This window comes from Bradyrhizobium icense, from assembly GCF_001693385.1.
Taxonomy (GTDB): domain Bacteria; phylum Pseudomonadota; class Alphaproteobacteria; order Rhizobiales; family Xanthobacteraceae; genus Bradyrhizobium; species Bradyrhizobium icense.
The window spans coordinates 1963742-1977243 of the sequence record NZ_CP016428.1 but is presented as its reverse complement, the minus strand read 5'-3'; the positions used below and the strand labels follow the sequence as shown (position 1 = coordinate 1977243).

The 13502-nt window shown below is 58.6% G+C and carries 15 protein-coding genes; 9 read left to right on the top strand and 6 right to left on the bottom strand.

The features are described from left to right. Positions 1-305 precede the first annotated feature (305 nt). Positions 306-683, bottom strand: a complete 378-nt coding sequence (locus LMTR13_RS09305; RefSeq protein ID WP_065727615.1) for a BA14K family protein — start codon at positions 681-683, stop codon at positions 306-308. Positions 684-917: 234 nt separating this feature from the next. Continuing rightward, positions 918-1457 carry a PRC-barrel domain-containing protein gene (locus LMTR13_RS09300; RefSeq protein WP_083218939.1) on the bottom strand — a complete coding sequence of 180 codons (540 nt, stop codon included), beginning with the start codon at positions 1455-1457 and terminating at the stop codon, positions 918-920. Positions 1458-2148: 691 nt separating this feature from the next. Between LMTR13_RS09300 and LMTR13_RS09290 the strand changes: the two genes are divergently transcribed. Then, positions 2149-2523, top strand: a complete 375-nt coding sequence (locus LMTR13_RS09290; RefSeq protein ID WP_065727612.1) for a hypothetical protein — start codon at positions 2149-2151, stop codon at positions 2521-2523. A 185-nt stretch (positions 2524-2708) separates the two neighbouring features. Here the strand turns inward: LMTR13_RS09290 and LMTR13_RS09285 are convergent, their stop codons facing one another. Both LMTR13_RS09285 and LMTR13_RS09280 read right to left on the bottom strand, forming a co-directional pair. Next, on the bottom strand, positions 2709-3359 hold the full coding sequence (locus tag LMTR13_RS09285; protein WP_083218938.1) for a response regulator transcription factor: 651 nt from the start codon (positions 3357-3359) through the stop codon (positions 2709-2711). A gap of 2 nt (positions 3360-3361) precedes the next feature. Next, positions 3362-5398, bottom strand: a complete 2037-nt coding sequence (locus LMTR13_RS09280) for an ATP-binding protein (protein WP_236843322.1) — start codon at positions 5396-5398, stop codon at positions 3362-3364. Between the two features lie 211 nt (positions 5399-5609). Between LMTR13_RS09280 and LMTR13_RS09275 the strand changes: the two genes are divergently transcribed. Together LMTR13_RS09275 and LMTR13_RS09270 are read left to right on the top strand one after the other, a co-directional pair. Further along, positions 5610-6485, top strand: a complete 876-nt coding sequence (locus LMTR13_RS09275; protein WP_083219422.1) for a Crp/Fnr family transcriptional regulator — start codon at positions 5610-5612, stop codon at positions 6483-6485. 68 nt (positions 6486-6553) lie between these two features. After that, a complete protein-coding gene (locus LMTR13_RS09270) occupies positions 6554-6931 on the top strand; it encodes a hypothetical protein (RefSeq protein ID WP_065727609.1) in 378 nt (125 codons plus the stop codon). Here the strand turns inward: LMTR13_RS09270 and LMTR13_RS40485 are convergent. Further along, a complete protein-coding gene (locus tag LMTR13_RS40485) occupies positions 6910-7497 on the bottom strand; it encodes a hypothetical protein (RefSeq protein WP_156795518.1) in 588 nt (195 codons plus the stop codon). The genes LMTR13_RS09270 and LMTR13_RS40485 overlap by 22 nt on opposite strands. 498 nt (positions 7498-7995) lie before the next feature. On the opposite strand from LMTR13_RS40485, the gene LMTR13_RS09265 reads away from it, so the two are divergent. The 5 genes from LMTR13_RS09265 to LMTR13_RS09245 all read left to right on the top strand — a co-directional run bounded on the left by LMTR13_RS09265 (position 7996) and on the right by LMTR13_RS09245 (position 12606). Beyond that, entirely contained in the window at positions 7996-8715 is a 720-nt protein-coding gene (locus LMTR13_RS09265; protein ID WP_065727608.1) for a response regulator, read from the top strand. Next, complete coding sequence (locus LMTR13_RS09260; RefSeq protein WP_335622073.1) at positions 8715-10247, top strand: sensor histidine kinase; 1533 nt, start codon at positions 8715-8717, stop codon at positions 10245-10247. The genes LMTR13_RS09265 and LMTR13_RS09260 overlap by 1 nt, the downstream gene beginning before the upstream one ends. Before the next feature lie 164 nt (positions 10248-10411). Continuing rightward, positions 10412-10630: a hypothetical protein gene (locus tag LMTR13_RS09255; RefSeq protein WP_156795517.1), complete on the top strand. Its 219-nt coding sequence runs from the start codon at positions 10412-10414 to the stop codon at positions 10628-10630. A 277-nt stretch (positions 10631-10907) separates the two neighbouring features. Beyond that, the gene (locus LMTR13_RS09250) at positions 10908-11630 is read left to right on the top strand and encodes a CBS domain-containing protein (RefSeq protein ID WP_065727605.1); all 723 of its coding nucleotides are present in this window, start codon (positions 10908-10910) and stop codon (positions 11628-11630) included. A gap of 136 nt (positions 11631-11766) precedes the next feature. Next, positions 11767-12606 (top strand): universal stress protein, encoded by an 840-nt coding sequence (locus LMTR13_RS09245; RefSeq protein WP_065727604.1) that lies wholly within the window; start codon positions 11767-11769, stop codon positions 12604-12606. A 260-nt stretch (positions 12607-12866) separates the two neighbouring features. Here LMTR13_RS09245 and LMTR13_RS09240 read toward each other — a convergent pair whose 3' ends face one another. Further along, a complete protein-coding gene (locus LMTR13_RS09240; protein WP_065727603.1) occupies positions 12867-13340 on the bottom strand; it encodes a CBS domain-containing protein in 474 nt (157 codons plus the stop codon). On the opposite strand from LMTR13_RS09240, the gene LMTR13_RS40480 reads away from it, so the two are divergent. Beyond that, positions 13321-13485: a hypothetical protein gene (locus tag LMTR13_RS40480; protein WP_156795516.1), complete on the top strand. Its 165-nt coding sequence runs from the start codon at positions 13321-13323 to the stop codon at positions 13483-13485. The two genes, LMTR13_RS09240 and LMTR13_RS40480, sit on opposite strands and share 20 nt — an antisense overlap. Positions 13486-13502: the final 17 nt, after the last annotated feature.

Below are 13502 nucleotides of genomic sequence, written 5' to 3'. Positions count from 1 at the left end.
TCCTGACCTGTCACGAGCCTGAACCACGGTGGAGCCGGCTGTCACTTTCACATCGGCAAATCCCGCCTGTTCGAGACTTGTCAACACTTGCTGCCTTGAACTGGTTTGCTCGACTGCCTTCTGCGACACGTCGTTTACTCCGGCAACCGCTGCCGCCGAAACGGCTGCGAGGGAGTCGCAGCAACGAAAATGGCGCATTTGTTCATGATGATCTTCTCCAGGTCTTGGGACTGTGTGGTGCGGCGCCGCCTTCTGTTGAGCCGGAGGAACCGGCGGCGCCGCTGACGCGCTCTTGAGGGCGCGTATTACGGGCAAGGATGCCGTAGACCGTCGTAGCCGAGGTACGTTCCGGAGCGCGGATCGTAGGATTTGAAACGCTGCGAGCAGTAGGCGTCATTCTCGAGCGCCTGCGCGCGGCTATTGGCGATTGCGCCCCCAATGATGGCGCCCGCGGCCAGTCCGCCAACGGCGGGACCCCAACCATAGTGCCGGCGATAGCCGTGCCGCCAACCGTGATGACCATGGTGCCAGCGGTTACCTCGCCATCCGACATTCACGACATTTCCGGCGTCCGCATGGACTGTACCCGCTGGAATCATCGGTGCCGCCGCGGCCGATCCGGCAAATGGCGCCGAAGCGCAGATGACAACGGCCGCGATACGCAAATTGCGTTCAAAGCTCATTCAAGTCTCCCTCCTCTCTACGGTGCCCTTGTCAATCCACAGATGACGGCACAGTTGCAAAGATAGGCGGTACGATGCCGCACATATGGCCCAATAGTTCACCCGCGGTCCGGCACGGCATGGCGCACGCTGCCTTTCATTGCAGACTCTCCGCCTGAAGATAGCCGGATGCAGTAGCCGGAGGCACTACGATGGATGGTTGAAGCGCGCTGCCGCGCTGCGCTCGATAAACAATCAGAAGTCCAAGGCTTGCCGGGTGCCGGGCGGAGTGTCTGAAACCGCGCGCCGAGAGCCCTCCGCCGCGGGAAATTCGAACGGCTCCGATTTCCTGAGAGTCTCCCTCGTCACGTCAACCAATGCCCGGTCGAGCTTGCCACCCCGCCTCAAAAGCAGGATGGACCTCGAGGTCACCGCGATGTTGTGATTTCCCATGCCAAGGAATCCGCCGACGTTGATGACGAAGCCCTTCACGATCTGACTGCTCCCTAGCATAACGTCCACGATCAGGCCGATCTTTTCGTTGCGCAGGTTATACACCTCCAATCCCACAACATCAGAGATTCGAAGGTCTGTCGTACCGGGGACATAGGCTCTGAAACGCAACGTGCCTGGCGGGACGAATGAAGTCGGTCCCTCCAAGGCACTGCTTGGCGCGCCATCCGTGCCGGCCGCCGCTGCGTACCAATTCTTCATCGGAGACCTGGCATAGGAGGGAGCCGTCAAAATTGCGACCGTGACGATAATGGTGATTGCTATCATATCAATGGCTGACATCGGCTCTCTCCTGCATACGTCAACGCGAGCGTCGGCTCGACAAAAAACTTCGCGCAACGACTGCAGTTCACGGAGCTGATCGGAAGTCGGTACGGTAAGAGACCAAAGGAGCAATTCATGATCTTAGTGCTTACCTTTCGGCGATTTCCTCGACTTTCTCTTTGGCCATCGCCAACTCAATTCGCTGTCAACAGCGGTATACTCGCATCCGCAAGAACTTGACGGGAGACGCTGCTCTGAAACCATTGACGAAGTCCAGCTCCGCGTCCAGGCGGCGCACCTCGGCGGCGATCGCGTCCGCCGTCATGAAGCCATCACTTGCAACGCGATCGAGGTCTGCTTCGATCTCATGATGTCTAAAAGCCGATCAATCGAGCCTGCTCGATCAACGAGAGCAACAGTCTCGCCATCACCGATGATTCCACAATCTTCAAGTCGGCAGCGCCTGTCGTCAACCCCGAGTTGCACTCCAACGAAGCGAGAAAACTGATCGAGGCAGGACGGCGTTCCCTTGCCCCAATGGCTTGGTACAGCAGCGAACGTTGAAAATTACCGACCGCGTTCCCGCTTTTGAAACCTGGCGACAAGCGCCGCGTTGCCATTTGTCGCAGCCATAACATCACAGCCAGGATTGTCCGTCGTACGGCCTGGAGCAAGACAAGAGACATTCCAAGCGAAGGAGGACATCTCGATGCAAGACCTCGGTATCAATTGGCGTGTGGTGAAGCCCAGCCTATGGGCGGGAGCAGGTGGTATGGTCCTCGGCGCGCTTTTGCTCACATATCTGTTCGGCTTTATGAGCCCGTCGACCGCTGAAAAGCTGGCCGCCCGGAAGAGCGACGAGGCTGTAGTCGCAGCTCTGGCACCCGGCTGCGCGGAAGAGTTCCGTTCACTGCCCGATGCGGATGATCGGCTGGCCAAGTTGGTCGCAAATCGTGACAGCTATCTGGCTCGAGAAGCTTTTCCGAAGGAGCTGATTACTCTTCCTGGCAAAAGCTACGTGGATTACAGCCTGATAAGGGCGTGCACAGCTCTATTGGTCAAGCCAGAACAGACCGAATCGTAATTATAGACCCAAGGCCGCTCCGCGGGGGGGCCACGAACGCGATGGTTGTCCATCTCGCAGCTGGCGCGATTTCCGCAGCCCTGGCGGTCGCCAGGTTAATACGATTGCAACGCTTAGGCGCGTAGCGATCGTTGTTTGCGGGGCAACGAGTATCGCGTCAATGGAGACGAATCAGATGATCTTAGTCACAGGTCGTCGAGCCACCGATGCGCAACTCCATAGCGCACGATGTCGGCGCGCGTTCGAAGACCCGTCTTTTCGAGAGCCCGGGCCTTGTGAGTTTCCACCGTCTTCACACTGATATCGAGGCGGCCCGCGATCTCCTTGTTGCTCAAGCCCCGTGAAATCATCTGCAAAACTTCGGTTTCCCGCTGGCTGAGTTCAACTAGCTGAGAGCTACCCGGGGCATGATCGGCTGGAGCAGAAGGAATAACCGTTTCGGCAATCGCAGGGTCCAAGTATACGCCTCCCCCCGCGATCGCCCGGATCGCTCGCACGAGTTCGTCGGCCGCTGATCGCTTCAGCAGATATCCCTTGGCACCGGCCTTCAGCATCGGCCGGACATAGGCGCGATCCTCGTGCACCGTCAACGCGAGAATCTTGACCTCGGTAAAGTCAACGGCGATCATTTCTGCAAGCTTGAGCCCGTTGATTTCGGGCAGCGAAATATCAAGCACGGCGATATCAGGTCCGGTTTCCCGAAGGATTTTCAGGACGCCTGGGCCTGTCGTCGCTTCGCCAACAACTGTGATGTCCTCCATCCCATCGAGCAACGCTTTCATGCCGGCAAGCACCACGGGATGGTCGTCAGCAAGCACGACTCTTATTGACACCACCTTCAGAGCTCCATTGCTGCGCCCAACGGCACGGATATGAATAGCGTAGTTCCAGATTCCGGCTCCGACTCAATGACGAGAGTGCCGCCGATCAAGCTCAGCCGCTCGCGCATTCCCGAAAGCCCAAGCCTGCCAAACGTTCGCTTCTCAGACTCGATTGGCGCGGGTATTTCGGAGGGAAATCCTGCTCCATCGTCCTCGATTACGACGCGCAGTTCACTTAAACGCTGGTCGATTACCAAGCTGACACTTTGAGCCTTTGCGTGCTTCAGGACGTTCGTCAATGCCTCTTGGATCGCCCGATAGATGGCGATCTCAACGTCAGACGGAAGCGGAGTGCTGTTGCCTCGAAAATGAAGATCGGTCTGTATGTGAAACCGGCTGCTCCATTCCGAGCAGAGCGCCCTTAGAGCATCCTGTAATCCCAGATCATCAAGGGCAGTGGGGCGCAAATCCGCTGCTACCCGGTGTATATCACGGCCAATTCCGTTGGCGAGCGTCTGCAGCCAGTGGATCCGGTCTACGCGACTGTCACTCGCGTCACGATTGATGGTATGTTCAAGGTTCTTGAGCCCAAGCATCAGACCAGTAACGCTTTGCCCGATCTGGTCGTGAAGCTCGCGAGCAATCCGACGCCGTTCATTTTCCTCGGCAACGGAAAGACGCCGCAACAACTGCACGCGCTCTATCTCTGCTTGCTTCGTGGCATCGATATCCATCACCACCCCGAATACAATGTCTTGCATCAGCGGGTTCACCTGAGACGGACGACCGGTCGCCCGCCGCCAGCGAATGGCGCCATCGACGTCTCGCGTCCGGAATTCTATGGCCGTGGGTCGTTCGCGAACGCTTCCTTTGAGAGCTTCGGCCACAAATTGCCGGTCGGCAGGATGAATCCCCTCCAGAAACAAGTCAGCGGGATAGATGCGGTCCTGTTGTTCCGAAGGATACGGCGGCAGATTCAGCAATATCTGCGCGCGATGAGAGACAAGTACATTCCCATTGTTCAAGTTCCAGTTAAAAACGCCAAGATCTGCGGCTTCGACCGCAAGCATCCTCCGTTCTTCACTCAGACCCAGCGCGATGGCCGCTTTCGCTTCCTGCTCGCGGCGCCGTTGCGCGATATCGAGCCCCGTCAGCCAAACCAAAGCAATGGCGAGAGCAAGACTGACCGCGCCGCCACCGGCCATCAAGAACGCCGATCTGCGAACCGGCGCATTCAACGACTCAGTTGGTATTCCCAGATGAACGGACCAACCTCCGGTTCCTGGAAGCGACCGGTAGACCGTATCGACCTCCACGCCTTCGAGCGTGCGGCCGACATAGGCTCCCTCTGGGGCTCGTTTGATTGCCTCACGGACGGATTCGCTGGCCGGCCGCCCAAGTTCAAACTGCTCCTTGATCGTGCGCGCGACTATATTTCCCTTGGCATCGGCAACGACGCCAACCCATCCTTTCGGGGCGCCCGCGTTCCGAAGAATCTGGCTCACGGCATCAGGAACCAGCGCCACCGTCAGAACAAAATTTATACTGCCATCCCGTTCGACGGGGGCGCGCAGAGCGATCAGACGCTTCCCGGAGATAGGCCCCAGAGGCCCGATACCCCCGATTGCAGCCTTGTGCGTTTGCAGAACCTTGTTGAAGTTCTCCCTATCGGCTGTCGCGCCCAATTCGGCTCCCATTGGCCTAAGAAGATTGAGCACTTGACGACCCTCGGTATCAACGAGCTCGATCGTTTCCCACAGTGGACGAGCATCCTTGAGGCGTTTTGCCTCACGATAGAACATCTGCAAATCGGGCTGGTCCAACGCAGCCGAAGCAGCCAGCGTTTCCGCCACCTCGATCTGTGTGCCAAGTTCGGAAGTTACGCGGGTCGCAACGCGATCGAGCGTTTCAAACGCTGCAAGTCGCGCCGCGTTGCGGTCCTGCCGCGCGTTCAGGAAAGCAACCCATCCCGCAAAGACAAGCAGCGGAATAGCACCAGCCATCACGAGCAAGATCAGCGATCGGCGCGCCATCCGTGAAGTTGTTTGTGTCATGGCGAATAGTGCACCTGGCATCCCCGCGTGTTTCGAACAAGCCTCACCTCAGCTTCATCGACCATTAAAATGCAGCTTTGGCTGTCGGAAATAGCCGTCGATCCCGTCAGGGATTCCCCGACATGCCGTGGCGATGACCCGACTACCTTCCCGGACCTTTCGGGACCAGATTCAGCGTCTAAGCCCCATTACGCTCGGCCAGGAGGAGATCATGCTTTCAGAATACCAAATGATGGCGGACATATCGAATCGGCCCATGACGGGCAGGCAAGGGCTGGACGACACGGCATGGCATCCTTCGAATGGGCTCCTTGGCCAGCTTTCCAGCGATTGCCACGAAGCAGTACTTGCACGTGTGACGCGCGTTCCGATTGCAAGGCGGCAGGCCTTGCTTGAGCGAAACGTCCGGCTGCGTTTTGCCTATTTCATCGAGAGTGGCGCCGCATCTCTGTTCGCCAAAGCGGGAGCGGATCGTACCCAGGTGGAAATCAGAACGTTGGGAGCTGGCGACTTTGTAGGAATTCCCCTCGTTCTTGGAGGAGCAATATCGCCACATCGATGTACCGTTCAAGTCGCGGGCGATGCTCTTCGGATCAACGCCGACGACCTCGTGACCCTCATCGAGGCCCTCCCGGAACTACGCAAACTCCTGCTGACCTATGTTCACTCTGCTCTGATACACAGCTCCCAGTTAGTCGCGTGTAACACGAGGCATACGCTGCGTGAACGGCTCGCACGATGGCTGCTCGTGGCCAGCGACAGGCTTCAGTCAAATGATATTGCCTTGACCCACGACGTCCTCGGCCGGGCCATTGCTGTGCGACGCGCAGGAGTGACGACAGAAATGGGACGGATGGAACAGGCGGGTCTGATCCGGCGGCATCGAGGCAGGATTTCAATCATCAATCGCCCGGGCTTGGAAAACGCGTCATGTAGTTGCTACCGCGTGTTGCGCGTCTCTGCAAAAGCGTGGCAACACAGCCCGATATCATCCGGCTCACCAAACGTTGGCCGCATTGCTTGTGAGGTAACCTCAGAACCAATCACGCGGCTTGAGACACTGGAGCGTACAACCTTACAACCATAATTCTCTCCGGAGGGTAATCGACAGGAGAGGAAATCTGTCAGGAGATCCTGAACCGGAAGGAGAACCCCATGGAGAGGATCGAAGTGAATTGGCAGGCGGTGAAGGTCAGCTTGTGGGCCGGCGCATCCGGAATGGTCGTTGGCGCCTACCTATTGGTGCAGGCGTTTGGATTTCTCAGTCCATCGAAAGCCGAAAGGCTGGCGTCCGAGAAAAGCGATCGCGCGGTTGTGGCGGCGCTTGCGCCAGGCTGCGCCGAGGAATTTCGTTCCTTGCCGGACGTCAAAGAACGGTTGGCTGCACTCGTCGCTAGTAGGGGCAGCTATCGTGCCAAAGATGCCTTTCCACCGGAATTGGTGACCTGGCCTGGCAAGACATATGTCGACCATGATCTCGTCAGAGCATGCGGGAATCTGCTGTTGAAAAATCAGACGGCCGATCTGAAATAATGTTCCGCGGTGGCAGGATGATCCAAAGCTGCCAGCACGCAAGGATGTGGCCGCGGCCTAAGGGCGCGGCCGAGGACGAAGCCCTGCTGCACGATCGAGAACGGAGAATTGCCGCCGCCAACAGGCATGAACGAAGCACTGCCAAAGCCGACGCCCCAGGCTTGAGCGGTGTGCCAGTTGCCGTTGCCGTCATGTTTGCATGCGACGGCCGTCAGCCTGATCGGCCCGGAGAATGAGCTTTCGCGACTGACGCGAAGACATGGCCTGCAAGAAGTAAAGTCGGGCACTCTGCACACGAACTTAGGATTGTGCTCGGACGTCAAACCGTCGTCCTCCGTCACGAGGCGCGAAACAGTCGCACGATCCCCACAGTACATCAAATCAAGGGGGGTGGCCGAGGCCGAGGTATTCCGCAACACGAACACGAGCAGCCAACCTATCCGCACTGCGGCTCTACGAAGAAACAGTCCCTTCGGTGTAGTGTAGTCTTCATCGCCCTCGGCCGGTGATCCTTTCGAGATTTCCGGAACGGCCCCGCGGGAAACGGCGTGCATCGCATCGTACATGTAACGCTCCTGCTTCGTTGAGCGTGCGCACGATGAAGTCCGGATGTCGCAGAACTTTGCCGACCGCGGCCGGGAATTGTCGCGATCTGTCTCAGGAATGCTGCATTGCATAGTTCGCGACAGTTGCGGCCATCGGTGATGGCCACTCCTGTCATCCGCTCTTGAATGACCTTTCTCTCAATGCGGCTTCATGCATCAAGTCTGAGCAGGCATACGGGTCTGCGACAGTTTGCGACAAAGATGGCTCACCGGGACAATGTTCTGCGACAGCTTGTGCCAAAATTGTTTCAGCCAGATCGGGGAATCATACCCATGAGGACGGTTCCTGCTCGGATCGGCCGGCATCGGGATCCTGCGATCCCGATGCCGCGACGCCGTCAGTGAAGCCAGCCACAAGCATTTGATTTCGCTCGATCATACGCGGCCGATACATTCTGTTACACTTTTCCGATGGGTTGGGTGCAGGACTTCAGTATGATCCGGGACGGAGCAAACTAGATGGACTCGGCACCTCACATCGCCGTAGTGGATGATCATCGCGATATTCGCGATCTGGTCGGCAAATACTTGATGCAGCATGGCTACCGCATCAGCCTTGCGGAGAGCGCTGTTGCACTCCGCCGTTTGCTCGAACGAAGTGCTCTGGACCTCGTGGTTCTTGACGTCATGATGCCGGGCGAGGACGGATTGTCCCTGTGCCGCCATCTGCGCAGCACCACGGACCTTCCCGTCATCCTGTTGACTGCGATGGCTGAGGAGACCGATCGAATCGTTGGCCTGGAAGTAGGTGCCGATGACTACGTGAGCAAGCCATTCAATCCCCGCGAACTTCTCGCCCGCATCAAGGCGGTGCTTCGACGAGTCCAAAGCCTGCCGCCGCAAAAGGGCCGGCTTGCGACCAAGGTTGTACGTTTTGATCGATGGACCTTTGACGTCAACCGGCGCGAGTTGATGGGCGACGACGGCGTTGCTGTGCCGCTCAGCACGGCGGAGTTCCGCCTGTTGTGTGCGTTTCTTGACCATCCCGGCCTGGTACTCAGCCGCAATCAGCTTCTTGACCTGACGGTCGGCCGAGATGCCGATCCATTCGACAGGAGCATTGACAATCAAGTCAGCCGCTTGCGGAAGAAGATCGAGGCTGACCCGAAAGTACCAGCATTGATCAAGACTCACTGGGGAGGTGGATACAGCCTCGCCGCGCAGGTCGAGCAGCCATGATGAGCTTGTGGAAGCGCAGTCTTGCGGCCCGTTTCATCTGTTTTACGCTGCTGTCTTTAGCGCTGTCACAAGCAATCGTGTTCTTCATTTCGTGGGATGAGCACGGGCAGGTGATTCGGAAGACCGCCAAGGGCGAGATATTCAGCCGGTGCGCCTCGCTCGCCCGGGTCTTGGAGGCGACGCCTCCGTCGCTGCAGACCGAGATCCTCAACGCCAGTAACACCAGTACGGCGAGATATTGGATATCGACCAACGGTCTGAAGGATGCCCCCGCGTGGCGAGAGGAGGCATGGGAGCGTTTGGCGCAGCCATTGCCGCGCGTATCCTTTGCCGGCCACAGCGTTCCCGCCGAGGTGAGACCGGATTTCGCCCGAAATACTGCCGCTAGTAGCAGCGCCACCTCCTCACAGTGGATCGACCTAAGGCCGGAAGCTTGGCCGCTGTCCCGACCGGCGAAATTTCTTTATCTCGATGATGCCACCGGCATGGGATTGGCTGTTCGGTTGGCGAACGGCACATGGCTGAACACTGCATTTGCCAAGCCCGCGCAAGACGGCTTCTGGACCTCCAAGTCCACCTTGGCACTCGGTCTCTCCGCGCTGTCGTTGTCGATCATTGCCGTATTCGCCGCACGCGGCATCGCGCAACCATTGCGCCGGCTCGCCATAGCAGCCGAGGCCTTCGGCCGTGGTCAGGAGATCGTACCGCTGCCGGAAACCGGCCCCGACGATATTCGACGCACTGCCGAGGCATTCAATCGCATGCAAGCGCGCCTGCACCGTTTCGTCGACGACCGCACCAGAATGCTGGCCGCCATCGGCCATGATTTGCGCACACCTCTAACCTCGCTCCGTTTGCGTGCGGAATTCGTGCCCGACGAAGACGTCCGCGAGAAAATGCTCTCCACAATTACCGAGGTCCAGACGATGACAGAGGCGACACTCGCCTTCGCTCGCGAAGATGCAACCGCAGAAAGCACGCGGACCGTGGACCTCTCGGCACTCGTGGAAAGTCTCTGCGATGATCTCGCTGAACTCGGTTATGACATCTCCTTTTCTGAAGGGCAGAAGATCAGCTACAGCTGCCGACCAGACGCACTGCGCCGCGCGTGCCGCAACCTTGTCGAAAATGCCATCCGATATGGCGAGCGAGCGCGCGTCAGCGTGGAAAGGCAAGCGGATAGTATCGAAATCACCGTCTCGGACGACGGCCCCGGTATTCCAGACAGCGCCAAAGAGCAGGTTTTTACGCCGTTTTTCCGGATTGAGAATTCGCGGAACCGCGAGACAGGGGGCGTAGGTCTCGGTCTTTCCATTGCCCGGACCATTGCCCGCCACCACGGCGGCGATATCGTCTTAACCAATAAGCAGAAGGGGCTACAGGCGGCCATCAGCCTGCCAGCGCTGGACGGCGGGCCGCCGCCTCCCATCAGCCGCCCGGTCGCAGGAGCGAAGGACGTTACCAACGCTCTCGAATCGGAAAAGCCTTCGTCGGTGGCCCCGATCTTGCAGCGCGCGTCGAAATCATATTGATCACCCAGCAGATCGCCGATGCGCGAAAGGCCGGAGAGACGATAGCGCGCGTCAGTTGTTGTGGATGCTGGCCTTCGATTTGCGCTGCGCCGAATGGCGGAATCAAAATCAGTTTGATTGTTCAGTTCGGCGAAAGGGAGGCTGCACGGTGCACTTGAGGGGACATGGCCGGCGATTGGGCCCAAACAAGAACGCCAATTGCCTTGCATCCGCCGGCCACGCGCGGGTTACTTTGGGGCGTTGCTTACGGTAATCATTTTCAGTCGGATCTGTCTGACAAGATCTTTATCTTAAGAGCGTTTGTGTTGCTGGAGCGCTTCCGTTTCGTGGGCAAGGCGCTGCAGGCAGACGCCAAGGCAGTTTTCTTGATGAAAGCGACTTAGGCGGAGATTTCAGTTACCTATGCGCGCAAAGCAGCGCCACAGTTGAAGCTGCTGCGCCGACGTTCTGGCGGCTCGCGGGCGATTCTCTTCTTGGATCTTCAAGGCGGCTTCTGCCGACGTTGGAAGCGGTCAGATCAACGTGCTGCTGGGTACCGTCGAGCCGTAGAGGCTGGCTTGGACGATGCGCGGCTGCACCGATGCCGCGTTTGACCCAAATCAACGTCCTTTGCAGATCATGGGGCAATCTGAAAATCTCGGTATCAAAGGGAGATGCTTCATGCGAGCCCACCAGATTATGACGAAGGACGTCATTACCGTTACTCCCCATACGACCATTCTGGACGCAGCCAACATCATGCTCCGCTGCCACGTCAGCGGCTTGCCTGTCCTGGATGTGGACGGGACGCTGCTCGGCATGGTTTCCCAACGCGATTTCCTTCACCGCAGCGAGATCGACACTCCGCGCCGTCGGTCCAGTTGGCTGGATATCTTTGCCGGTCCTGGTCGCGCGGCAGAAGACTTCGTCCATGACCGTGGGCGCAAGGTTGAGGATGTCATGACACGCGATCCGATTACGGTCGGAGAAGAAACCCCGCTGGACGAGCTCGTACGGCTGATGGAAAGGCACGATATCAAGCGGCTGCCGGTGATCCGCGGCAAGGCACTCGTCGGCATCGTCACGCGATCGAATTTGCTCCAGGCGGTTGCCAGCATGGCCCGCGAGATTCCGGATCCTACCGCCGACGATGATCACATCCGCGCCCGCATCATGCGAACCGTCTCTGCAACAGACTGGAAGCCGGCCGGATTCCAGGTGACAGTACGAAACGGCGTCGTGCATCTGCATGGGCTGATCTTCGACGATCACTCCCGACGGGCGGCGATCGTTGCCGCCGAGAATACGGAGGGCGTCAAGGAGGTACATGACCATCTCAGCTTCGTCGCCACCTATTCCGGCTTCCACATGGAATCGCCCGAAGACATGAAGGTCGCCAGTTGAGCGACACAGATCAACCTTGTCGCGCCGGTACTGGGCACAATGAATGGGTCCAGTTTCCTTCGCGCCGTCGGTCTAAGGCTTCCGGCGTCGTTGTATCTATGAGGCTCCCTTCGCATTGTCTCATCGGAGATCGATCATGTTCAGAAATCTGCTGGTCCACGTTCCCAGCGAACGACCGCCAAGACCGGTTATCGAGGGTTCGGTTTCCCTCGCTCACGCCTGGGGCGCTCATCTCGACGCGTTTTCGGTCGGCTATGTGACTGCCACCAGCGTCCCGGTGGTCGCCGAAGGTGGCGCGGCCGTGGCCGCGATATTCGAAGTCGAAGGCGAACGTGCGAGGGAGCGCGCCGAGACGCAACTCGGCGTCTTTGAGGTCGAAGCCAAAAATGCTGGAATATCCTATTCCAGCCGCGCGCTCGTCGCCATGCCAGCCGACGCAGCGTCGATCGCCGGCGCAATGGCGCGGCTCTACGATCTCACGATCGTCCTGCAGCCGGAATTTGAGCGCCAGGCGTTGGACAATGCCCTTCCGCAGGACATCCTGTTTCAGGCGGGCGGCCCGGTACTGTTCATGCCCTACACTTTTCGCGGCGCCTTCGCGGCCAAGCGCGTCGGAATCTGCTGGGACGGAAGCCGGCTTGCGGCGCGCGCGTTACGCGATGCGATGCCGCTGCTTCGGCGAGCAGCCGCGCTTACCATTATCGCCGTCGAGAATGGAGAGGCGCCACCGGTCGAATGCACAAGCGAGCACCTGCTCCGACATCTGGCACGGGCGAGCCTACCGGCGAAGATCGCGTCGTTCAAGGCAGACCGTTCAGACATCCAACCCGGCCTCTTGTCGATCGCAGCGGATGAAAGCCTCGACCTGCTCGTCATGGGAGGCTATGGCCATTCGCGCTTGCAGGAAATCGTCCTTGGCGGCGTCACGCGCGAAATGCTGCGGTCAATGACCGTACCAACCCTGATGTCGCACTAACGAAATGACCTGGATTGTTCGCCTTCTTCTGATGATTGCGGCGCCGATCACGGCGCTGTTTGTGGCGCGCGACGCCTTGAACTTCGGAGTGCTCCAGACTTTCGTAGCCACGATCCTGGTTGCGGGATTTGTCGCTTTGGCCGCCTTCTGGCGCCTACGCCGGGGTGGCTGGCACCCATAGCGCAGCCATAAATGCTGCAGGCTGCTCAAGGATGCCTCGGGATGCTGTGCTGCGCATCTCGCAAAATCTCGCCAGGGATTTACCCGACCTGCCAATTATTCTCTTCCCGACTCAAACATCGCTCCAGAGCGGTGAGTAGTTGTAGCCGACCGACGATGCCGATGACTTTCCCTGCACGTACCATGAGCACCTGAGCGATCCGGTGCTCATCCATCCTGCTAACGACGTCGTCGATGGTGGCGGTCTCATCCAGGCATACGGGATTTCGGCTCATGACGGCATCGATCCGCAGGGCGTACATTCTCTCTCTAACCACTTGCCCTTTCTCTCTTCCGAACAACCATTCGAACCAGAATCCCTCAGGACAACTTACTCCCAATTCCTGACGATGTAGAAAATCACCCTCGGAGACCATTCCAACCAGTGCACCAGCGTCGTCGATCACGGGCAAGCCACGCTGATTGGTCTCCAGCAAGAGGCGCAGGGTGTCGAGCGCCGATGTGGTTGGTTTGACGGTCGCGAACGAACTTCGCATGATTTCGGTCGCCAACATGATCACCTCTCCGACGACGGCCAGCGAAGGCGCGGAGCGCCGCCATCCAAATCGGGACACCTACTTCATTCTGCGAATTGCGCGGCGCGTGATGCTTGACCTGTATCAACAAGGAGCGGCAAGCGAGCGGTTCCTGCCGAAATGATCGAGTATGAAGATGCG